Below are 22354 nucleotides of genomic sequence, written 5' to 3' on the forward strand. Positions count from 1 at the left end.
TAATAGGAGGAAACAATGACTGATTCAGTAAAAATTGGCGTGTCTGGAACGGGATTTATAGCGAAGGGACTCATATCGTTATTAGCCTCTACTGATGATATGAAAGTAGTTAGTATTTTAACACGTCGTCCCATTGAGACTGTTGAAGGTATTCAAGGGCGGCAAGCTTTAACGAATGATATAGATACGTTCTTAAAAAACGTAGACTTAATTGTAGAATGCAGTGGCGATGTGATTCATGGTTCTGAGGTCATTGACCAGGCCTTTAAGATGAATTTACCTGTCGTCACGATGAACTCAGAGTTACAAGTGACAACAGGATCTTATTTTGCTAAACGGGGATTTATTACGGAAGCTGAAGGCGATCAACCAGGTTGTTTAGCAGCTCTGCATGAAAATGCGCTCTCAATGGGTTTTAAGCCGCTAGTTTACGGAAATATTAAAGGCTTTATGAATTTAAACCCAAGTCTTGAAGATATGACATATTGGTCTAAGGCAAAGGGAATTAGCTTGCCAATGGTCACATCATTTACTGATGGAACTAAAGTGCAAATTGAACAAGCTTTAGTGGCAAATGGCTTGCATGCAGGCATTTTAGCTGATGGCCTGACAGGAGAGACGGTAGAAAATATAGAGATAGGCGGGCAATCGCTCGCTGAAAAAACAGAACATAACGGGAAACCAATTAGCGATTTTGTTGTATGTAGACAAGGGCCACCAGGGGTTTTCATTACAGCTCGACACGATGGTAATCAAAAAGAAGCATTATCTTACTTAAAGTTAGGTGAAGGTCCTTATTATACGCTGTCAACTTCTTTTCATTTATGTCATCTAGAAATCATTAAAACGATTAGACGTGTTGTGGACGGTAAAGGCATTCTATTAAACAATACAGCTCATCCAAGTGTAAGTGTGAAAGCTGTCGCTAAACGAGATTTGACTGCTGGAGAAACGATTTCGCAAGGTATTGGAAGTTTTGTTGTTAGAGGAGAAGCTTGTAGCATAGAAGACAACCCTGATCACTTACCGATCGGTTTGCTTTCTCAAGCGGTTATTGAAAAACCAGTCAAAGCTGGCGAGACACTTACTTTTTCAAATGTTTCTATTCCAGGGAGTTTTGCATTAAATGCTTGGAATGACATCATAAAGGACACGCGTCCGGTGTTTTCTTAAACGGGGGTTAATGTGAAGAAGAAAATTTTGCATGTTACCGGTCAAATGAATCGAGCAGGTACAGAAACGATGTTAATGAACCTTTACCGGCAAGTTCATCACGAGATGCAGTTCGATTTTATCTCTTATAGCCAGGACGATGGTCATTACGATGAAGAGATTCGTCATTTAGGTGGAAACGTCATTAAATTAACACGTCCTTCCTCTATTTCTGAGCTTTCTAAGGCGATTAAAAAACATGGGCCATATGCTGCTGTGCATGCTCACACGTTGTTCCACTGCGGGATTGTGAATACAGCAGCCGCATTAGCACGTGTGCCAGTAAGAGTCGCTCATGCCCATACAACAGAGGAGGCATGTCACTCTTTTAAAAAGTGGCTTTATATGAAATCAATGAAACGGTTAATTAAGTTGTTTTCAACTGATTTCTACGCGTGCAGTGAGCGTGCAGCTACTTTTTTATTTGGAGAAAAAACGATCAAACAAAAAAATTACACGTATTTTCCTAATGTCATTCCCTATCACCATTTCTTGCAACATGATAAAAATGACATAGCGGTTTTTAAGGAAAAGTGGGGAATCAAATCTGATGTCGTCATAGGTCATGTTGGACGCTTTATAGAAGCGAAAAACCATCATTTTTTGTTAACACTTTTAGCTGCTATTAAACGTAAAGGCCATTCAGTCAGCTTATTACTCATTGGTGAAGGTCATTTAAAGGAAGACATTGAAAGACAAGCTAAAAATATGGGAATTCAAGATGACGTTATCTTTACTGGGCTCCTTAAAGACATAAGAGCACCCTTGTATACAATGGATTGTTTCGTTTTTCCATCTCGTTTCGAAGGGTTAGGACTCGTATTATTAGAAGCGCAAGCGACAGGATTGCCATGTGTCACCTCAGATGCGATTCAGCCAGAAGCAGATATTAAACTCGGTTTGGTAGAGCGTCTTTCATTAACAGATTCTATTGATACATGGGTGGCGCGCATTCTTGAAGCAAGTACTCATAGAGAGACAGAAGCCACTACCATTAAAACCGCTTTTGAAGCAGCAGGCTATAACTATGAGAATGCCTATACCAAACTTCAAAACACTTACAGATAATGGACAGTGGGAGGGGGATTCAATTGAAAAAAATATTGCTCGCCTCCTTTGATATGGAAGTAGGCGGTGTGGAAAGAAGTTTAATTCATTTATTAAATCATTTTAACTTAGAGGATGGCGCATTAGAGGTTTTTCTGTACCGCCATGCAGGTGATTTCTTGGAGATGCTACCTGATCATATTGCATTACTACCAGAAGTTAAAGAATATACGAGTTTTAGAAAATCAATTAAAACAGTTATGCAAGAAAAGCAATTCATGTTAGCCATTTCAAGATTAAAAGCGAAAATAGTGGCAGAAATTATTGGCAAAAAAAATCATTACTCTGAGCCTGGATATGTTCAAATGCAACGGATGTGGCAATATGCACTTAACCATTTGCCATCAGTGGAAAAGACTTACGATGTGGCGATTAGTTATCTTTGGCCGCACTACTTTGTAGCAGAGAAAGTGACGGCTAAGAAAAAGATTGCGTGGATTCATACGGACTTTTCTACGGTCGAAACAGACGAAGTAGCTGACGAAACTATGTGGAATAAGTTCGATCATATTATGGCGGTGTCTGAAGCTTGTAAAGAGGCCTTTTTAACAAAATACCCTCGTTTAGCTCAGAAAGTCATGGTTTTGGAAAACTTGCAATCTCCAACATTCATAAGACAACAGGCACTGATGGAAGAGCCCGAGCTTATGATGGCAGATCAACGTTTTAAACTAGTGACTGTCGCCCGTCTTTCTCATGCTAAAGGTATTGATATGGCGGTTGATGCCTTGGCACAGCTAAAAGATAAAGGTCATACAGATATCGTTTGGTATATTGTCGGATACGGAGGAGACGAAAGCATGTTGCGAGATAAAATATCACAACATGATTTACACGAACACGTCATACTGTTAGGCAAAAAAACAAACCCTTATCCGTATATGCAGGCGGCGGATGTGTATGTTCAACCTTCGCGTTATGAAGGTAAAGCTGTCACTGTTGTTGAAGCGCAAATATTAGGAAAGCCTGTTCTGATTACGGCATATCCAACATCGGCGAGCCAAGTATCACACGGTAAAGATGGGTGGATTTGTGAACTGTCAGCTGAAGGTATTGCTGAGGGCATTCTTACGTTAAAAGCCGATTCGATATTAAGGGAAGCTTTATCAGCAGCTTGTTTACAATCAGATTATTCAAACGTACAGGAATTAGAAAAACTTTATAAGGTTTTATGAGGGGGAGAGCACGTGCAACCTTTAGTGAGTATCATCGTTCCCGTCTACAAAGTAGAAAGTTACCTTAATCAATGCTTAGATAGTCTATTAAATCAAACCTACTCTAATCTAGAAATCATCGTCGTTAATGATGGTTCTCCTGATAAAAGTGCTGAAATCGCGGAATCATATGCTCAAATAGATTCACGGGTTCATGTGTATCATAAAGAAAACGGTGGTTTGTCCGATGCACGAAATTTTGGTCTACCCCATATATCTGGAGACTTTACCATGTTTGTGGATAGCGATGATTGGGTGAGTACTCAGTTAGTTGAAACGTTAGTCACCCTCTTAATAGAGAACGAGGCAGAAGCAGCACAAGCTGCTTTTTATTATGCTTACGACGAGCAATTACTGTACGATAACCGTTACTACAATCAATCGTCTGAAACGATTGCTTTATCAAATACTGAATTAATGGAAGCACTCGTAAAAAATGATATCGTCAAAAACTTTGCTTGGGGAAAGTTATACAAAACCGAACTTGTTAAAAAGACGCCTTTCGTAAAAGGTGTGTTATTTGAAGATGTGTACTGGGCACATCATGTTATGAGTCAGGTAACGAACTATGCCATATGTCATGAACCACTCTATTATTATCGACAGCGTGCCGATAGCATCGTTAAAAATTATTCTATAAGAAACCTTGATATCATTGAAGGCCTGAAACAGCGAAACATGTTCATTAAAGAAAATTATCCTTCACTATTAAACGAATCAAACAAATTATTATTGAAAACCGAACTTCAACATTATCGGATCTTATTTTCGTTAAACTCTGATCCTGTTCATAAACGAGAGAAAGATAAAATTAAGCAGCACATTTTAGAGAATCGCTCATTATTCAAAGCATCTACAGAAGATGATAAGCAGTTAGCAAGAGATTTGCACCTATTTATCATTCATCCATTATTATATATCGGGAATCTCGGAGTAAAAAAACTGCTTAGGCCATTTACTAAACCGGTGAATAAGCCGCTGCAATCTATCAGTTTGCAAGGGAGTCAAAAAGAATGAAAGAGTTAATAAAAAGAACCATCTTGCATTTTCTAATGACGTTCTTTTCGGTTTTTAAAGTAAAAAAGTCCAAGCTATTATTTATGAGTTATTACGGTGGGCAGTACAGTTGCAATCCGAAATATATAACAGAGTATTTACTGAAGCATGATCTCCATAAAAAATTTGAGATTGTATGGGTATTGAATAAGCCGGAGCAAGATCGAAATAAGCCATTTTTTCGAACGGCAAAAGCCATGTCACTGCGCTATTTTTATCATTTGGCCACGGCACAAGTGGTCATAACGAACCATCGTCTTCCAAACCATTTTAAAAAGAAAGACGACCAGTACTATATCCAAACATGGCACAGTTCATTACGTTTAAAGCAAATTGAAAAAGATGCTGGCAAAGCATTACCTGATAATTATATTGAGCTTGCTAAACATGATTCTCATATGTGTAATTTATTGCTATCAGGATGTGCAAAGAGCACTGAAATTTTTAAACGGAGTTTTTGGTATGAGGGTGAAATTCTTGAGTCAGGAACGCCGAGAAACGACATTCTCGTATCACCACAGTTAGATTTAGTTAACCGGGTGAAATTAAAGTTAAATCTCTCGCCAGAAAAAAAGGTGGTTTTATTTGCCCCGACCTTTCGTAATAAGCAAAAGACAACACCGTTAGAGTTTGATGTAGACCGAATACTTACTACATTAAAGCAAGCATTTGGTGGTGAGTGGGTGTTATTAGTAAAACTTCATCCGCACTTAACTGAGATGTATCGTCATACTGACTTCTCAAAAAATGTTAGAAACGTAACAGCTTATGAAGATACACAAGAACTACTTGCTTGTGCGGATATTTTAATAACAGATTATTCTTCGTTAATGTTTGACTTTGCCATTACAGAGCGCCCGTGTTTTTTATACACACCAGATATCGAGCAATACACAGCAAGTGAGAGAAAGCTCTACTTCCAATTAAGTGATTTACCGTTTCCATCAGCCGTTAACGAGGAAGCACTATTAGTGCAATTTGATCGCTTTAATAAACAAGACTACTTAGAAAAACTAGCAACATTCTTGCTTGCTACCGGAAGTTTTGAAGAAGGAAAAGCATCAGAGAAAGTCGTTGAACGCATACATCAGATTTGTAGCTAAAGGAGGCAGATTAATTTGAAACCATTAACAATAGGTTATACTACTGGCGTCTTTGATTTGTTCCACATCGGTCATTTAAATATTTTAAAACGTGCCAAAGAACATTGTGATTATTTGATTGTAGGTGTGAGCACTGACGAACTCGTTCAATCATACAAGAATAAGACACCTGTTATCCCTTTTCATGAACGAATAGCGATTGTCGACGCGATTCAATATGTTGATAAAGTCATAGCCCAAGAGCATCGAGATAAATATAAAACATGGGAAGAACTCCAATATGACATTATGTTCGTAGGAGATGACTGGAAAGGCACGCCATTGTTCGATGACCTTGAAGCAAAATTTCAAACGGTTGGGGTTAATATTATGTATTTTCCTTATACTGGTGGCGTTTCTTCTACCCTTGTAAAAGAAAAGCTGCTGACATAAGGAAGTGACCATATGATGAATGAAAAGTGTGTTGATATTTCAGTTATTGTCCCGGTTTTTAACGTAGCTGATTTTGTCTTACCTTGTTTAAACAGTATTAAAGATCAAACCTTCAAAAATATTGAAGTCCTTATTATCAATGACGGATCTAGCGACGGAAGTGATGAGTTATGTGAAGAATTTGCTAGGACAGATGATCGTTTCAAGGTTATTCATCAACGAAATGGTGGGTTATCTGCAGCGAGAAATACTGGGATCCAGCATGCTTCAGGCTTATACTTAGCGTTTATAGACGGTGATGATAAAATTGATCCGCTCATGTTAGAAACGTTATTCCAATTATGTGAGTCTTCAAAAAGTGAGATAGCCGTATGTGGAATGGGGAAAGAAATAGACGGTAGACCAGTGTTTAAACAGCCAGAAACGCATTCAATTAAACACTTTAATACGACAGAGGCTATGAGAGAACTTTTCAAAGGTGAGCTTTATCGCTTTGCTGCATGTAATAAGCTGTATAAAAAAGAACTCTTCTCCACTGTGACCTTTCCGACTGGTAGAATTCATGAAGATCTCCAAACGACGTATAAAGTGATCGGCCAAGCAAAACGTCTTACCTTTACAGACTATATTGGCTATATTTATGTGCAACGGAGTGACAGCATTCTTAATAAAGCTTATCATGAAGACCGGTTGGATTCATTCAGAGGATGGGATGACATTATCTTTTATATGAATGAAAAATTCCCTGAGCTGAAAGACAGCTACCTCTCGTGTTATGCCTATTGGACGGCTGATCATATCTTTTATATATTGAATCAAGTATCTAACCGTACTACGAAACGGCGTTATCTACGGGCCATACAAACTCACTTGAAAAAACACTATAGACAGGTTATGAATGTGGAAAGTCTATCAATTAAGTACAAATGTTTATTAACAATGTTGCGGTTTAATATCGCGTTAGTGAATATGAATTACCAAGTAAAAAAGGCGCTGCGGAAAGCGTCTTAATTTGTTAAGAAAGATGGTGCAGAATGATACCAAAAATAAGTATTATTGTGGCCGTATATAATTTATCAGACTATTTGCCAACATGTATAGATTCTATCTTAAATCAATCGTTTAAAGAGTTTGAGCTTCTGTTAATCGATGACGGATCAACAGACGACTCAATCGAAATATGTAAAAAATATGAGCAAGTTGATAACAGAGTGCGCCTCATTCAAAAAGCAAATGGTGGTATTGCCTCTGTGAGAAATTGTGGGATAAGAGAAGCCAAAGGCAAGTATATTGGCTTTGTAGATGGGGATGATTTTATCCATCGTGATATGTATCATTCATTACTAAAAGTGATAGAAGCAACCTCATCAGATATAGCGGTGTGCGATTTTGCAGAAGTTTACCCTGATGATCCTGTTCCTCAGCTAAATGATTCAGGTTCCATTGCCAATACGGTTGTTTATTCCAGTATGCAAGCTTTAAAGCAACTTTATACGAAGGATGCCTTGACATTTATCTATCCATGGAACAAATTATACCGCAAATCATTATTCACTGAACTAAAATATGTTGAAGGCAAAAATTATGACGATGAGTTTATTGCCCATAAATTATTATATCGTTGTAAAACGATAGCCTATGTTAATAAAGTGGGCTACTATTATTTACAGCGTCAAGGCAGTTGGGTAAGGTCACCGTTTACAGTGAAAAAATTCGATAGAGTTTATGCCTTAAATGATAGAAGGGTTTTCTTTAAGGAAAAACAACTAAAAGACCTTCATGCATTGTCCGTTCATCAATTTATGGAAGTCTTCTTATGGTATTATCATCATGCAACAGACACTTTGACAGATATTGACGACGAATTAGCAACGTTAAAAGCAAGTTTTAACGATGCTTTTTTTGATTTGTTGCGACATAAAAATATACGGTTAAAGCAAAAAATAATGCTCATTATTTTTCGTTTTAATCCACGTCGGTTTCAGAAGTTAAAAGCTAAGAAAGAAGCGCAAGCTAGTAAATCCGCATCACTGTAATTCGCGAAGGGAGGGCACCAGAACATGAAAAAAAAGCTGCTATTTGTCATAGATTCACTTGATTGTGCAGGGGCAGAAAAAAGTCTTGTCACACTTCTCGGTTTGTTAGATTATTCGAAATATGATGTGGACTTAGTTCTTTTTGCCCATGGAAAAACGTTACAATCGCTTGTACCAGATGAGGTGACGATAATTGAACCGTTCCCATATACAATTTTTACAACACAGCCATTAGCTCATTCATTAAAAACAGTGTGGCGGCAACCTCACTTTTTATGGTCTAGACTCTCGTATTCATTGAAATTACGTAGCGGAGAGCATGATAATATTAAGAAAGCAAGACTCTATTGGGAAAGTGCCTCACGAGCGATTAAAGAACTTCCTAACACGTATGATACAGCAATTGCTTATGCACAAGGCGTTCCGACATTTTTTGTCTCTGATAAAGTGAAAGCAAGACAAAAATACGCTTGGGTTAATGTCAGTTATCGACTCACTGGAAAAGAAAAGACTTTTCAAAGAAAGCATTATGACCAATTTAACAAAATTGTGGCGGTGTCAGCTATGACAAAGGATATTTTTCTTGAGAATTATCCAGACATTTGCGAGAAAATGACGGTGATTCACGACATTAATAATCCAGAGATGATTTCTCAAATGGCCGAATTAGACGGAGGCTATAGTGATGAATTTACTGGCTTGCGTTTATTAACGATCGGAAGACTTGCTAGACAAAAAGGGTACGATATGGCGTTAGAGGCTTGTAAGAAACTAAAAGAGAACGGTATTCATTTTAAATGGTATGTGTTAGGTAAAGGCCCTTTACAAGAAGAAATTGAAGCGGCAATAAAAGAATACAAACTAGAGGAGCATTTTATACTCCTCGGTGTAAAAGCGAACCCATATCCGTACATTAAACAAGCTGACCTGTACGTTCAAACGTCACGTTTTGAAGGGTTTGGCATCGCCTTAGCCGAGGCACGTATGCTCAATACGCCAGTTGTCACCACACGGTTTGATGCTGTATTTACACAGATGGTTGATGGCAAGAATGGCTTAGTTGTGGATATGGATAGTGATGCTATATTTAAGGGCATTATGACACTTATTCAAGACGAACAATTAACGGAAGCGATTAAAGAGTACCAAAGTCAAGAAAAAAAAGGAAATATAGAAGAGATCGAAAAAGTATACGCCCTTATTCATGCCTAGTTTTATCATGTCACCTTAGTAACTAAATTTATGTTTTTAATGAAAGTGAGCGTCTGATAATGAAGAAGAAAATACTTTTTATGCTCATTAATATGAACATAGGAGGGACAGAGAAGTCATTGCTAAACCTTTTAGAAGTACTTCCGCGAAAGGACTTTGAGATAACCGTTCTTCTTTTAGAAGAAAAGGGAGGCTTCATTGATGATTTACCGAACGATATTAATAAAATTATACTAGAAGGGTTTGAAGATATAAAACCAATTATAAATCAGTCACCTAAAGAAAGACTTCTTTTTCTCTTAAAGGAAAAAGCGTATTTCAAAGCATTTTCATTTATTTTCAGACACTTATATGTTAAATTATCAGGCAATAAAAATGTATTTTTTAATGCCTTGTTGAAAAATCAACGAGAAGACCCAACTTACTATGATTATGCCGTCGCATATGCGGGCCCAATGGAACTTATTTCTTATTATATTGCTCATAAAGTGAAGGCAGCTCATAAACTACAATGGATTCATTTTGATGTTGAGAAAATAGGGTTTGACACACGATTTGCTGGAGAGCTCTATCAACATTATTCGAAGCTATGTATTGTATCAGAGGAAGCAAAAGCAAAATTAAGTGACAAATTGCCTCAATTACAAGAGCGAATGACTGTCCAACGAAATGTTATTTCGAAAAAAACGTTGCATCGATTAGCCGCAAATGGTGAGACAATGCTAGAAAGTGAAAGTGGTGTGACAACGATCGTGACTGTCGGCAGACTCATGACTGAAAAAGGGCAAGACTTAGCAGTAAAAGCGATGAAGACATTAAAGGAAGATGGATTTGAAATTAAATGGTATTGCTTAGGGGACGGCAATTGGCGCCCTCCTCTGGAAAAGTTAATAGCTGACTATGGATTAGAAAAAGAGTTTATATTACTTGGCAATATTAAAAACCCTTTCCCGTTTATTAAACGAGCAGACATCTATGTCCAGCCTTCCAGACATGAAGGATATTGCATGACACTTGCTGAGGCGAGATATTTAGAACGCCCCATTGTTACGACAGATTTTACCGGAGCCAGAGAACAAATCATAGACGGAAAAACAGGCCTTATTGTTCCTGTAGATCATAAAGCACTTTACAAAGGAATTAAGCGATTGATCGTTGATCCTCAATTACGAGATGCTTTCGTTCTAAATCTAAAAAAGGAACAACCTGACCATTCACAAGTGGATGGTTTATTTTATTCTAAGAAAAGCCGCATTGGCCCCGAAGGAGAGGATTTAGTTGAAGCAGACGCTCTCTAAAATGCTTGAATTATTTAATCAGCGAGAAAAAAAGAAATTAGTCATCCTATTAGTCATGATGATTGTAGCAGCTATTTTTGAAACGCTTGGTGTGGGATTGATACTGCCCTTTGTCACGATGGTAACAGATCCGTCTATCATTCACGAGCAGCCGATATTAAAAGGTATCTATGATTTTCTTGGCTTCCAATCTACATCGACCTTTATTGTTTTTTCTGTCGGTTTTTTATTAGTCGTTTTTGTATTAAAAAATATTTATTTGCTCGCATTTTTTTATGTGCAATATCGCATTATATTAAACCAGCAAGTCAAGCTGTCTACACGGTTATTAAAGGAATACTTAACGAAACCGTATACGTTTCATCTTCAGAGAAATTCAGCTGATTTGTTAAGGAACGTTAATGATGAAGTGCCGAAACTTTTTCAAGGGATGATTTTGTCAGGTTTTCAACTACTCACTGAAGTTTTAGTGATCATATGTATTCTAGCTTTATTACTCATTACAGCACCACTAGCAACCCTTACTGCGGCTGCATTGCTCGGAACGAGTATCGTCATTTTCTTTAGGCTTTTCCGGAAGAAAATTAATCATCTCGGAAAAGAACAGCAAGTAGTCGGTGGGAAGATGATTAAATGGGTCAATCAAAGTTTAGGTGCAAGTAAAGACGTGAAAGTATCAGGGAAAGAGTCCTTTTTTATAAATGCTTATCGCACCCAAAGTCAAATTAGAGCGAATAATGGACGATTTATGAAGATGCTTGACCAAGCACCAAGGCTTTTCATTGAAACGATCCTCGTCTCTACAGTACTGGTGACGATGCTTATCATCATTTATCAAGGAGCAGATACAGGAGAGCTCATTACGACGATGGCATTATTCGCCATGGCAGCCTTTCGATTAATGCCATCGATTAGCCGGGTGATTGCTATGGTGACACAAATAAAATATAGTCAGCCGGCACTCAATGTGGTGTATGAAGATATTTTTGAAAATCGTGACGCCACACTTGACGATACAGAAGCTGAAATGAAGAGAGACAATCGCATTAATAGCGGACGACACTTTAAAGAGGAAATTGTGTTAAATAAAGTCTCTTATCGTTATCCTGATCAAGAGAAAGATGCTGTTAAAGATGTGTCACTGCAAATCCCGATCGGATCATCCGTTGCCTTTATCGGTGAATCTGGAGCAGGCAAAACGTCAATTGTAGATGTTATTTTAGGATTACTACCACCAACTAAAGGTGAAATCCTTGTGGATGGGAAAAGTATTATCGACCAACGGCGTATTTGGCAACAAAAAATTGGGTATATCCCTCAATTTATCTTTTTGTCAGATGACTCCATATTAGGGAATGTGGCTTTCGGAATTGATCCCGAAGAAGTGGATGAAGAAGCCGCATGGCGTGCACTTGAGCAAGCACAACTTAAAGAGTTTATTCAAACATTACCAGAATCGATTCACACACAAATTGGTGAGCAAGGTGTCAGACTTTCTGGCGGTCAGCGTCAAAGAATCGGGATTGCGAGAGCTCTTTATCATAACCCTGAAATATTATTTATGGATGAAGCCACTTCTGCACTTGATAATGAAACAGAAAAAGAAATTATGAAAGCAATTGATGGATTAAAAGGGGAGAAAACCTTGATTATTATCGCTCATCGTCTTACAACGATTGAAAATTGTGATACTGTATTTAAAATGAATCACGGGCGATTAATCTCTATAGATAATAAAACCTCTAAATCCATCATGTAAGCTACGGAGGTCCATTATGCCAAAAATTAGTCTATCAGTTGCCGTTTACAACTTAGAAGATTATTTACCGAAATGTATTGAGTCTATTTTAAACCAGACGTTTGGAGATTTTGAATTACTATTAATTAATGATGGTTCAACAGATGGATCTGGAAAAATTTGTGACCAATATGCTGCAAAAGATAAGCGGGTGAAAGTGATTCATCAGCAAAATGTCGGTCTATCCCAAGTGCGCAACGTAGCACTTGAACATTCAACCGGTGATTACATTGGTTTTGTTGATGGGGATGATTGGATAGCCCCGACAATGCTTGAAACATTGTATACGCTTTGTCATGAACATGACGCCCCGATTAGCATGTGTCCTTATTTATCAGTGGATGAACAAGGTCAACCGTTAAATCAACCGCCTGATAGTAAGCGAATAGAAATGATGTCCAATAAAGACGCGTTAAAGCGAACGTATGAAAACAAGTTGACGGGGTACGTTCTATGGAACAAATTATTTAAACGATCATTATTTGAAGGTGTGAATTTTCCAGCAAAACGGGATTTCCAAGATGCTTCGGTTCTTTATCAATTACTTCATAAAGCAAAGAAAGTAATCTACATTGAGAACCCTCTCTATTTTTATTTAATTAGAGCGTCTGGGATCACGAAAAGTCAGCTCGCTTCGTTTTCGATGAAACGACTAGATGTGGTACCTAACTACAATGAGACGTATGCTTTTATGAAGGTTCACCATCCAGAACTATGCGATATGATCACCGCAAATTTTTTCACATCATTGAGAACGATGCTTGTTGATATTATGAAAGAAAATAAAGTAAAAGAGCATCGAGAGGCCATTTCGCATATCTGTCAAAACATATCAGCTATTAAAAAGCGATTATCTCGTAATACGTATGTTGATAAAAAGCATATTCGCATTGCAAAACTATTATCAAGATTCCCGCGTTTGGGAATCTTTTTATATTCTTTTAAATTAAAACTTCGTTCCTAATAACAAAAAGGGCTTTCTGAGGAGGATATTATGAAAATTCTAGTCACAGGTGGAGCTGGTTATATTGGTAGCCATACGTGTGTCGAGCTGATTTCTGCGGGTCATGACGTTGTCGTAATGGACAACTTGTCAAACAGTCATATAGAAGTATTCAATCGAATGAAAAACATTACAGGGCATGATATCCCATTTTATGAGGCAGATTTGCTCGATAAAGATACTTTGACTAACGTCTTTGAAAACGAGTCAGTTGATGCGGTCATCCACTTTGCGGGATTAAAGGCGGTTGGCGAGTCTGTTGAAAAGCCATTTATGTATTACAACACTAATTTAATTAGCACACTTAATTTAGTAGATTGCATGAAACGCTTTAACGTGACAAATCTCGTCTTCAGTTCTTCTGCAACAGTATATGGTTTTCAAGAAACGATGCCACTTTCAGAAGATTTTCCATTAAGTGCTACAAACCCTTATGGAAGAACAAAGCTCATGATAGAAGAAATGCTAGAGGATATAGCTGCTGCTGATGCATCATTAAGTATTTCATTATTAAGATACTTTAATCCGATCGGTGCGCATGAATCGGGAATGATTGGTGAAGATCCAAACGGGATTCCAAATAATCTAGTGCCATACATTACACAAGTCGCCAGTGGAAGACTTAAGCAATTACATGTATTTGGGGCAGATTATCCAACCGATGATGGAACCGGAGTACGCGATTACATTCACGTATGCGACTTAGCTGACGGTCATGTAAAAGCGTTAGAATGGAATGCGTTAAATACAGGCATTGAAGCATTTAATTTAGGAACCGGAAGAGGGACCAGTGTATTAGAAATGGTTGAGGCGTTTAAAGAAGTTACTATGCTGGATATCCCGTGCCATATTCAAGAGCGCCGTGCAGGCGATGTAGCTGTAAGTTATGCAGATCCGTCTAAGGCAAATCGCCTCCTAAACTGGACTGCTAAACGAGATGTAATGACAATGTGCCAAGACAGCTGGCGCTGGCAAAAGAACAATCCTCAAGGGTATAAAACTGGTAAAATAACGGAGGGGGCCTACTAATGAAAGGTATTATTTTAGCAGGCGGTAAAGGCACACGCTTATATCCTTTAACAAAATCCATTTCTAAACAATTATTACCGATCTATGATAAGCCAATGATTTATTACCCTCTTTCAGTTTTAATGCTTGCAGGTATAAAGGATATTTTAATCATCTCGACTGCTGAAGATACGCCGAGATTTCAGCAATTATTAGGTGATGGGCATGACCTAGGTATTTCATTATCTTATGAAATTCAATCAGAGCCAAGAGGGTTAGCGGATGCTTTTTTAATTGGCGAATCTTTTATAGGAAACGATGATGTGGCTCTTATTCTTGGTGATAATATTTTTTATGGTCACGAATTCACAAGTCAACTAGAGCGCGTCCGGCAAAACTTAGATGGCGCCACCGTGTTTGGTTATAATGTCAATGACCCCTCACGCTTTGGTGTAGTTGAATTTGACGAACATGGTCGTGTATTGTCAGTCGAAGAAAAACCTGAGAATCCTAAATCAAACTATGCCATTACCGGACTATACTTTTTCGATAATAACGTCGTGAAGTTTGCTAAGAATGTCATGCCTTCTGACCGAGGAGAAATTGAAATAACAGATGTCCTAGCGCAATACCTTGTGAGAAATAAACTGAATGTAGAGCTAATGGGACGAGGATTTGCGTGGCTCGATACTGGGACACATGAATCATTATTAGAAGCCTCTCAATTTATCGAAATTATTGAAAAGCGTCAAAGTTTGAAAGTGGCGTGTTTAGAAGAAATTGCCTATATAAAAGGGTATATTTCCCGAGAAGATCTACTAGAGCTTGCCAAACCGTTAATGAAAACGGAATATGGCACATATTTATGCAAAATTGCCGATTTAGACATGCAGTGGGAAACACAACGTTTAACCGCTCTTTAATTTATCACGAGATAAGCTTCCGTAAAGATTCCTGCTTTAAATAGAGAGGAGAGCTAACGGCCGCTAATCTCCTGATTGACTCAACTACCAATCAGTGGGAGAAGAACGAAAACACTCCCACTGATTGAAGGTTCGTTTTATCACAGATAAGCGTCCGTAAAACTCTCGGCTCAAAATAGCGAGGAGAAATAACGCTATTTTGGCGGGAGCTAACGGCCGCTAATGTCCTGATTAACTCAACTACCAATCAGTGGGAGAAGAATGAAAACACTCCCACTGATTGAAGGTTCGTTTTATATGATTATTAGGAGGAAGAATATATGAATCTATTAGTAACTGGTGGTGCAGGTTTTATTGGCAGTCACTTTATTAAACATATCATTAACACGCACCCAACCTATCAAGTGATTAATTTTGATGCTTTAACATACGCTGGAAATTTAGATAACGTAGCAGAAGTAAGTCATTTATCTCGTTACCATTTCGTTAAAGGCGATATTGCAGATCGTGGAGCAGTATTGGCTGTGATGAATGAATATGATATTGATGCGGTCATTAATTTTGCTGCAGAGACTCATGTTGATAAAAGTATCGAAGGACCGGACGTATTTGTTAGAACAAATGTGCTTGGGACACAAACGCTCCTTCATGCTGCGCTTGAAAATAATATAAAAAGATTCATCCAAATATCAACAGATGAAGTTTATGGGAGTTTAGGTGCTGAAGGTTATTTTACTGAAAAAACACCTCTTGCACCAAATAGTCCTTACTCAGCAAGTAAAGCATCTGCTGACTTAATTGTCCGATCGTATTTTGAAACATTTAACATGAACGTTAATATTACGCGTTGCTCAAATAATTACGGGCCAAATCAAAACTCAGAAAAGTTAATCCCCCTTATGATATCAAAAGCGATAGCAGGGGAAAAACTACCTGTTTATGGATCTGGTCTTAATGTGCGTGATTGGCTGCACGTAAAAGATCATTGCCAGGCTATAGATGACGTTCTTCATAAAGGAAAGCCAGGGGAAATCTATAATATTGGTGGCGATAATGAGTGGACGAATATTGATATAGTTAGAAAAATATTAAACGAACTAAAGGCCTCAGAGGAATTAATTACGTTTGTAACTGACAGAAAAGGGCATGACCATCGGTACGCTATTGATCCAGCGAAGATTACTGCTGAATTAGGTTGGAAACCTCAATATGAGTTTTCTGAAGGTTTAATTGAGACGATCAACTGGTATAAATCCCGTCTTGTCTTAGAGTCAGCAGAATAAGTTAACATCAGATAGACATGAGGAGATGAATAAATTGAAAACGATCGATACGCTTTTTAGTGAAGTGAAAGTTGTTATTCCTACTATCTTTGAAGATGGTCGTGGATTCTTTTCAGAGGTATATAACGAACAAACATTTAAAGAAGCCGGTATTGAATTAAATGTCATCCAAGATAATCAGTCATTATCACGGAAGAAAGGTACTTTACGTGGCTTACACTATCAACTACATCCTAAAGCACAAGGTAAGTTAGTTCGTGTTGTGAGAGGCAGTATTTTTGATGTTGCTGTGGATATTCGCCGATCATCTCCTACATTTGGCAAGTGGTTTGGTGTCGAATTATCTGCACAAAATAAAAAACAATTATTAGTTCCAGCTGGTTTTGCCCATGGATTTTGTACGTTAGAGGAGAACACAGAGGTCATTTACAAAGTGGATGCTCCCTATGCTCCTGAGCTTGAAGGGGGCATCATTTGGAATGATAAAGAGCTAGCGATTGACTGGCCTGTGGACACCCCTACTTTATCTGAAAAAGACGAGCAATTACCTACATTAGCAAATGCCAAATTATTCGATTAAAGGAAGGGGAGTAGGCGATGTTGAAACGACTTTTTGATTTGATCACGTCTCTTGTGCTCATCATTCTATTCCTTCCTATTATGATTATCACAGCGATCCTTATTAAATTAACGATTGGTTCACCTGTTCTTTTTCATCAAGTAAGGCCAGGGCTTCATGAAAAGCCATTCACGCTCATAAAATTTAGAACGATGTCGAACGCAAAAGGTAAAGATGGTCAGCTTTTGGAGGATCATGAACGTTTAACTGGATTTGGTAAGTTTGTAAGATCAGTTAGTCTTGATGAACTCCCTCAGCTTTTTAACGTGCTGAAAGGAGAATTAAGCCTAGTTGGCCCAAGGCCACTTCTTATGGACTATTTACCACTTTATAATAATGAACAAAAGAGAAGACACCATGTTAAGCCTGGGATAACTGGATGGGCACAAGTGAATGGAAGGAATGCTATAAGTTGGGAAGAAACTTTCCAACTTGACCTTTATTACGTGGATAATTACAGTTTTAAACTTGACATAAAAATATTATGGTTAACTGTAGTGAAAGTGTTCAAACGAGAAGGGGTTGCAGAAGAGGGACATGTGACAAAATCAGCATTTACAGGTAATAGTCAATGTGACTCATCTCGGAGTGTTGAACATGACACTTTTTAAAAAATGGATTATGACCTTCATTGTCGTTATGAGTGTGACGGTTGGATATATATACTGGGAAAATTCACGTGTGGTTTTAACTGAAGAAACAATCTTTATTGAAGAGCTTCCAGAAGAGTTTGAAGGATTTAAAATATTGCAAATCACCGATTTACATGGCAAAACGTTCGGCTCCGAGCAGCGTAGGCTCGTGGATGCCATTAACGATGTGTCGTATGATGCTATCGTGTTTACGGGGGATATGCTGAAAGACGACACGAGCACTGACTACGCACCAACATACCAGTTACTAGAGGGGCTCTCTAATCTTGATAATGCTTTATTCGTGACTGGAAATACTGATCCTCATCATTTTGAACCTGTTTCTAAAAGAACAGTGAAAAAAGATGACTTTATAGAAGGTATGATTGAAAGAGGCGTAAAGCCACTTGATTCCATCTACACCATTTCTCGTGGCGAATCTAAACTGTTTTTTACAGAATTTGAAATATCTTTGCTAGATCCAGAGGAAGAATTGAATCACTTAAAGGCAGGGACAGGAGCTAATCAGCAGGATGACATGCTTGATAGAGACTATTTAACTGAATTATTTCACGATATGACTGAGTTAGATAACATGAGTGATGACGATGTTCTGATTTCACTCTATCATTACCCCCTCGTTGATCAACGGATCGATTATTATCAACAAGACCCTTCAGTGAACTTGAGGGATTATGATCTTCATATTGCTGGTCACTACCATGGTGGACAAATTCGTTTGCCATTCATAGGCGCTCTTATCGTGCCAGAAGCTTATTATGATAACTATGGATTATTTCCTCCACAAGATAGAGTTATGGGATTGTGGGAGTATGACGGTATCCAGCAATATGTGAGCACTGGTTTAGGTGCTAGTGATCCGATTAAATTTTTAGGCTTTCGGTTTTTAAATCCTCCTGAAATTAATTTACTAACACTTTCTAAAAAATAGTTTACTAACTTATTTAGTTAGGCAGTAGGTTTAAATAATTTTAAAAAAGGGGACAGTAACAAGAGTTTGTCTCGCATGACTACCTAACTAGAGATTATACTGTTGTCGGAGGATTAACTAATCATGCCTAAATCAAAGTGGTTCCTTTTTCTTTATAGCATTGTTCTTATATTAATTACTATTAACTTAGCAAAAGAAGTCCCATTCGTGTTTTATCCAATAGCAGTCGCATTCAGTTCACTTGCCCCTATATTATTAGTCGGCGGCGTTTTATATTATATCTTGCGTCCCATCGTAAAACTGATAGGCAAGTTCATGCCACATACTTTAGCTATCGTATCGATGTTTCTTTTATTTGCTGGTGTAGCGACTGGACTTATTACCGTTGTAGGGCCTATATTTGTCTCTCAAATCAATAATTTAGTTAACAGTATACCGGGCTTCATCAATGAGATTGAAACGTGGATCGATAATTTGATGGAAACGGAGTGGGTTACGCGAATACAAAATGAAGAGACTTTTCAAAACTTCGATCCTTCTATGATCACTGATAATGTGTCTAGTGTTCTTACAAATATGGGTGGAAATATCATTAGCTTTTTAGGCATGGTGTTCAATGTCATTATGCTTATTGTCGTTCTTCCTTTCGTGCTATTCTTCTTGTTGAAAGATGGTAGTAAGCTACCCGACAGTCTTCTAAGATTTGTACCGGAAGATCAATCGGAAGAAGGGCAGAAAATCTTAAGCGATATGGATGACACACTTAGTGCTTACATACAGGGTCAAGCGATTGTCAGCGTTTGTGTTGGTATACTCTCATTAATTGCCTATTTGATTATCGGCGTAGATTATGCATTAATACTTGCGTTAATAGCGATGCTCACCAATTTAATTCCGTTTATTGGACCGTTTATTGGTACGATACCAGCCGTCTTCGTCGCTCTTTTCAACGATCCGATTTCAGCTGTTTGGGTCGTGTTGGCAATTATCATTATCCAACAAATTGAAAGTAATCTCATCTCACCGAATGTCATGGGACAAAAGTTAAAGGTGCACCCACTTACGATTATTCTTTTATTAATATTAGCCGGCAACTTGGCCGGGGTTGTAGGGCTTATTTTAGCCATTCCGTTTTACGCTGTAACTAAAACAGTGGTTCAAAACGTTTATCGCTTACTTAAACTTCGTTACCCAAATTTAAACTAGGGTATCAGGTGTAAACACTTTCAGAAAGACATAATTAATCGCCTCACCTTTGTCGTGCACGCCACGATAAAGGTGAGGCGATTTTTTGGGTTCTAAAATAGTGACGTTTTAAAAAGGGGACGGTATCTTAAAGTCGAGATACTCTAAGGCAGCCGCATATAACTTAGCCTGTTTCAAATTCAATTGGAGCCCCAGATAAATTTTATGGAAGTATAGAATACAGAGTTCATGATGTTGATAAAATCTCTATTCCGAATTGGAAGCCTACAATTGATGATTATCCTTATACAGGAAGAGGTTTTACAGGCAGTACTGATATAATATTACCAGAATACTATCAGGAAGTAAGAAAATTTACAAATGGAGATAAACTTAACATTCTAGGTAGGAAAAATGGATATATATTCCACTAGTTTATCTAGGATAAGAAGCTTGGATGGCTTGAATTAAAGTGAGGTGGAATAAATGGTAACTAAATTTGGTCTATATAAGAATAAAATTTTCATGCTCGATATAAATAACAATAAAATAGAATTAACCAGTAATAATATGGTGAATAAAAATATTGGATTTCAAGAATATGTTGATGTGCTTGTAAATAGTCATAGTGATATTCTAATAAAAATATAGATGAAGAAGAATTAGAATTTGCATATGAATTAAATTATGAAGTTGTATACAATAATATTTTATTCGAACCATGGGCAATAGGTCGCTTTTGCGTAGAACAGGATAGGATATCATTATATACCAATGATCCAGAGCAAGCAGAAAATTATGGGTTTACTAAGGAAGCAAAATTCGTGTACAAGAAAGAAGTAAATTTAGATGAAATAGAAGCTTTAATTGAAATAAAAGTTCCTATTTTAAAATTTAGTTATATGAAAGAAGAGAGAACAAAAATAACCCAAAAATCAATGAGAAGCTATCTTCTGAACACTTTTAATCTATAACTCTTAAAGAGCTGCTTGGGAAGCTTTTAGATGAGGTGAAGCAATTTATATTAAAATAACGCGAGATGTTAAAGAGAACGGTGGACTAATTAAGCCATCGTTTCTTTAGTTCCTCTCTGTTTGCTAGTAAAACTGCCATGATTCACAAGAACGACAAGTTTCGTAACAAAAGAGATTTATACTACAAAAAGGGAGTAGAGATAGTACCGTAATTTGATGATGTTGGAGGCGGTAAAGGAGAAGGCTCCTGAATGAACGTAATATAGACTGTTAATAGAGGTAATTTAGCACTTTCACCAGATTGGAACAGAATGACAGGTATTAAAAAATGGCAAGTTAAATCAGACACAATTATAATTAAAGGAAAAGCTGGCTCGCAGTTTCAAATGGGTAATCAATATTTTGGAGGAGTAGAATAATGGTAGATAACGAACCTAGCCTACTTAATAATACCTTAAACTTTATTAAAGAAGCAGAAAAAGTGAAAATAAAGTTAGAATATGAAATTAAAGATCACAAATTAGGACAAGGTAAAGATGGGACAATAAGTCAACTTGAAAATTTATATAAAGATATAGAACTAATGATTGAATCTAAAAATCATCTCCCATCATATCCAAGGGTTATTACCGACACTTGGGATCTTAATAGCAAACTTGGAATGCAATTAATAGATTTATATGAGTTATATAAGAAGCTAGGAAAAATAACTTCGAATGCAACTTATTAAGAGATAACTAGGTGCTTAGATGTAAGAGTATCAAGTTCAACCAATGATTTTTAAATGCATATTATCTATCATAGGGAACAAGCCAGAACTTCAATATTAAACAGAACGTTTGGTCTAAAGATAGCAATAAATTGAATTACTTTATATAGCTATCTATATAGCACTTGATTGCCTTTTAGGCAACAGGTGTTTTTTGTATTAGTAAGAATTAAACTTTGGACAACATTAAACAGTGTATTAATGAAATTGATAGCTTTTGAAGGTAGTACCCTCAAGGAGAATCGTTTTAATTATGAGCGTGTAAAAAGTGACTGAAACGTAAGACGGCGACTCCCGGAGGATTAAGCGCAGTCTGAAGATCCACTTTTGCGAGGGTTAACCGAGCAAAAGTTAGCTGAAGACAAGCCCTCGGGAAAGCGTCCGTCTATAGTGAAGATCACGGTCATGATTCGAATGTTGATATCTTATTTTGAATGAAGACATTCATTCAATAAGTAGTAAATGGATACGGAAGAAAACCATTAAAATAAGTTGGCGTCAGGTCGACATCAAGATACCAAGAGCTCGTGACGGTTCT

20 protein-coding genes are annotated in these 22354 nt (G+C 37.4%); all 20 read left to right on the top strand.

All coding sequences use genetic code 11. The features are described 5' to 3' along the window. Positions 1–15: 15 nt before the first annotated feature. The 20 genes from BK581_RS02310 to BK581_RS02405 all read left to right on the top strand — a co-directional run bounded on the left by BK581_RS02310 (position 16) and on the right by BK581_RS02405 (position 21777). Positions 16–1173, top strand: a complete 1158-nt coding sequence (locus BK581_RS02310) for an NAD(P)-dependent oxidoreductase (RefSeq protein WP_078576638.1) — start codon at positions 16–18, stop codon at positions 1171–1173. A 12-nt stretch (positions 1174–1185) separates the two neighbouring features. Continuing rightward, positions 1186–2280: a glycosyltransferase family 1 protein gene (locus BK581_RS02315; RefSeq protein WP_078576639.1), complete on the top strand. Its 1095-nt coding sequence runs from the start codon at positions 1186–1188 to the stop codon at positions 2278–2280. Positions 2281–2303: 23 nt separating this feature from the next. Next, positions 2304–3494: a glycosyltransferase gene (locus BK581_RS02320; protein WP_078576640.1), complete on the top strand. Its 1191-nt coding sequence runs from the start codon at positions 2304–2306 to the stop codon at positions 3492–3494. A 12-nt stretch (positions 3495–3506) separates the two neighbouring features. Continuing rightward, entirely contained in the window at positions 3507–4550 is a 1044-nt protein-coding gene (locus tag BK581_RS02325; protein ID WP_078576641.1) for a glycosyltransferase family 2 protein, read from the top strand. Further along, on the top strand, positions 4547–5692 hold the full coding sequence (locus tag BK581_RS02330) for a CDP-glycerol glycerophosphotransferase family protein (RefSeq protein ID WP_078576642.1): 1146 nt from the start codon (positions 4547–4549) through the stop codon (positions 5690–5692). The genes BK581_RS02325 and BK581_RS02330 overlap by 4 nt, the downstream gene beginning before the upstream one ends. 15 nt (positions 5693–5707) lie before the next feature. Continuing rightward, complete coding sequence (locus tag BK581_RS02335; RefSeq protein WP_078576643.1) at positions 5708–6124, top strand: adenylyltransferase/cytidyltransferase family protein; 417 nt, start codon at positions 5708–5710, stop codon at positions 6122–6124. Between the two features lie 12 nt (positions 6125–6136). Then, on the top strand, positions 6137–7135 hold the full coding sequence (locus tag BK581_RS02340) for a glycosyltransferase family 2 protein (protein WP_078576644.1): 999 nt from the start codon (positions 6137–6139) through the stop codon (positions 7133–7135). Between the two features lie 23 nt (positions 7136–7158). Further along, the gene (locus tag BK581_RS02345; RefSeq protein WP_078576645.1) at positions 7159–8160 is read left to right on the top strand and encodes a glycosyltransferase family 2 protein; all 1002 of its coding nucleotides are present in this window, start codon (positions 7159–7161) and stop codon (positions 8158–8160) included. Positions 8161–8184: 24 nt separating this feature from the next. Beyond that, positions 8185–9372, top strand: coding sequence for a glycosyltransferase (locus BK581_RS02350; protein WP_078576646.1), 1188 nt, complete (start codon positions 8185–8187; stop codon positions 9370–9372). A 59-nt stretch (positions 9373–9431) separates the two neighbouring features. Then, positions 9432–10670: a glycosyltransferase gene (locus BK581_RS02355; protein WP_078576647.1), complete on the top strand. Its 1239-nt coding sequence runs from the start codon at positions 9432–9434 to the stop codon at positions 10668–10670. Beyond that, positions 10651–12429, top strand: a complete 1779-nt coding sequence (locus BK581_RS02360) for an ABC transporter ATP-binding protein (protein ID WP_078576648.1) — start codon at positions 10651–10653, stop codon at positions 12427–12429. Before BK581_RS02355 ends, BK581_RS02360 begins: the two co-directional genes overlap by 20 nt. A 16-nt stretch (positions 12430–12445) precedes the next feature. After that, entirely contained in the window at positions 12446–13432 is a 987-nt protein-coding gene (locus BK581_RS02365; RefSeq protein ID WP_078576649.1) for a glycosyltransferase family 2 protein, read from the top strand. A 30-nt stretch (positions 13433–13462) separates the two neighbouring features. Then, positions 13463–14500, top strand: coding sequence for a UDP-glucose 4-epimerase GalE (gene galE, locus BK581_RS02370; RefSeq protein WP_078576650.1), 1038 nt, complete (start codon positions 13463–13465; stop codon positions 14498–14500). Continuing rightward, on the top strand, positions 14500–15402 hold the full coding sequence (gene rfbA, locus BK581_RS02375) for a glucose-1-phosphate thymidylyltransferase RfbA (protein WP_078576651.1): 903 nt from the start codon (positions 14500–14502) through the stop codon (positions 15400–15402). The genes galE and rfbA overlap by 1 nt, the downstream gene beginning before the upstream one ends. 320 nt (positions 15403–15722) lie before the next feature. Then, a complete protein-coding gene (gene rfbB / locus BK581_RS02380; protein ID WP_078576652.1) occupies positions 15723–16685 on the top strand; it encodes a dTDP-glucose 4,6-dehydratase in 963 nt (320 codons plus the stop codon). 34 nt (positions 16686–16719) lie between these two features. After that, positions 16720–17265, top strand: a complete 546-nt coding sequence (gene rfbC / locus BK581_RS02385; RefSeq protein WP_078576653.1) for a dTDP-4-dehydrorhamnose 3,5-epimerase — start codon at positions 16720–16722, stop codon at positions 17263–17265. A gap of 20 nt (positions 17266–17285) precedes the next feature. Further along, positions 17286–17915: a sugar transferase gene (locus tag BK581_RS02390; RefSeq protein ID WP_078579826.1), complete on the top strand. Its 630-nt coding sequence runs from the start codon at positions 17286–17288 to the stop codon at positions 17913–17915. Next, positions 17902–18888 (top strand): metallophosphoesterase, encoded by a 987-nt coding sequence (locus tag BK581_RS02395; protein WP_078576654.1) that lies wholly within the window; start codon positions 17902–17904, stop codon positions 18886–18888. The genes BK581_RS02390 and BK581_RS02395 overlap by 14 nt, the downstream gene beginning before the upstream one ends. Positions 18889–19011: 123 nt before the next feature. Beyond that, positions 19012–20094, top strand: coding sequence for an AI-2E family transporter (locus BK581_RS02400; protein ID WP_078576655.1), 1083 nt, complete (start codon positions 19012–19014; stop codon positions 20092–20094). A gap of 1371 nt (positions 20095–21465) precedes the next feature. Continuing rightward, on the top strand, positions 21466–21777 hold the full coding sequence (locus BK581_RS02405) for a hypothetical protein (RefSeq protein WP_078576656.1): 312 nt from the start codon (positions 21466–21468) through the stop codon (positions 21775–21777). Positions 21778–22354: the final 577 nt, after the last annotated feature.

Source organism: Salipaludibacillus agaradhaerens (assembly GCF_002019735.1).
Classification (GTDB): Bacteria; Bacillota; Bacilli; order Bacillales; family Salisediminibacteriaceae; genus Salipaludibacillus; species Salipaludibacillus agaradhaerens.

Coding starts and splice junctions, on each gene's coding strand:
- BK581_RS02310 (WP_078576638.1), top strand. CDS start 16: ATGACTGATTCAGTAAAAATTGGCGTGTCTGGAACGGGATTTATAGCG.
- BK581_RS02330 (WP_078576642.1), top strand. CDS start 4,547: ATGAAAGAGTTAATAAAAAGAACCATCTTGCATTTTCTAATGACGTTC.
- BK581_RS02340 (WP_078576644.1), top strand. CDS start 6,137: ATGATGAATGAAAAGTGTGTTGATATTTCAGTTATTGTCCCGGTTTTT.
- BK581_RS02345 (WP_078576645.1), top strand. CDS start 7,159: ATGATACCAAAAATAAGTATTATTGTGGCCGTATATAATTTATCAGAC.
- BK581_RS02350 (WP_078576646.1), top strand. CDS start 8,185: ATGAAAAAAAAGCTGCTATTTGTCATAGATTCACTTGATTGTGCAGGG.
- BK581_RS02355 (WP_078576647.1), top strand. CDS start 9,432: ATGAAGAAGAAAATACTTTTTATGCTCATTAATATGAACATAGGAGGG.
- BK581_RS02365 (WP_078576649.1), top strand. CDS start 12,446: ATGCCAAAAATTAGTCTATCAGTTGCCGTTTACAACTTAGAAGATTAT.
- galE (WP_078576650.1), top strand. CDS start 13,463: ATGAAAATTCTAGTCACAGGTGGAGCTGGTTATATTGGTAGCCATACG.
- rfbA (WP_078576651.1), top strand. CDS start 14,500: ATGAAAGGTATTATTTTAGCAGGCGGTAAAGGCACACGCTTATATCCT.
- rfbB (WP_078576652.1), top strand. CDS start 15,723: ATGAATCTATTAGTAACTGGTGGTGCAGGTTTTATTGGCAGTCACTTT.
- BK581_RS02395 (WP_078576654.1), top strand. CDS start 17,902: ATGACACTTTTTAAAAAATGGATTATGACCTTCATTGTCGTTATGAGT.
- BK581_RS02400 (WP_078576655.1), top strand. CDS start 19,012: ATGCCTAAATCAAAGTGGTTCCTTTTTCTTTATAGCATTGTTCTTATA.
- BK581_RS02405 (WP_078576656.1), top strand. CDS start 21,466: ATGGTAGATAACGAACCTAGCCTACTTAATAATACCTTAAACTTTATT.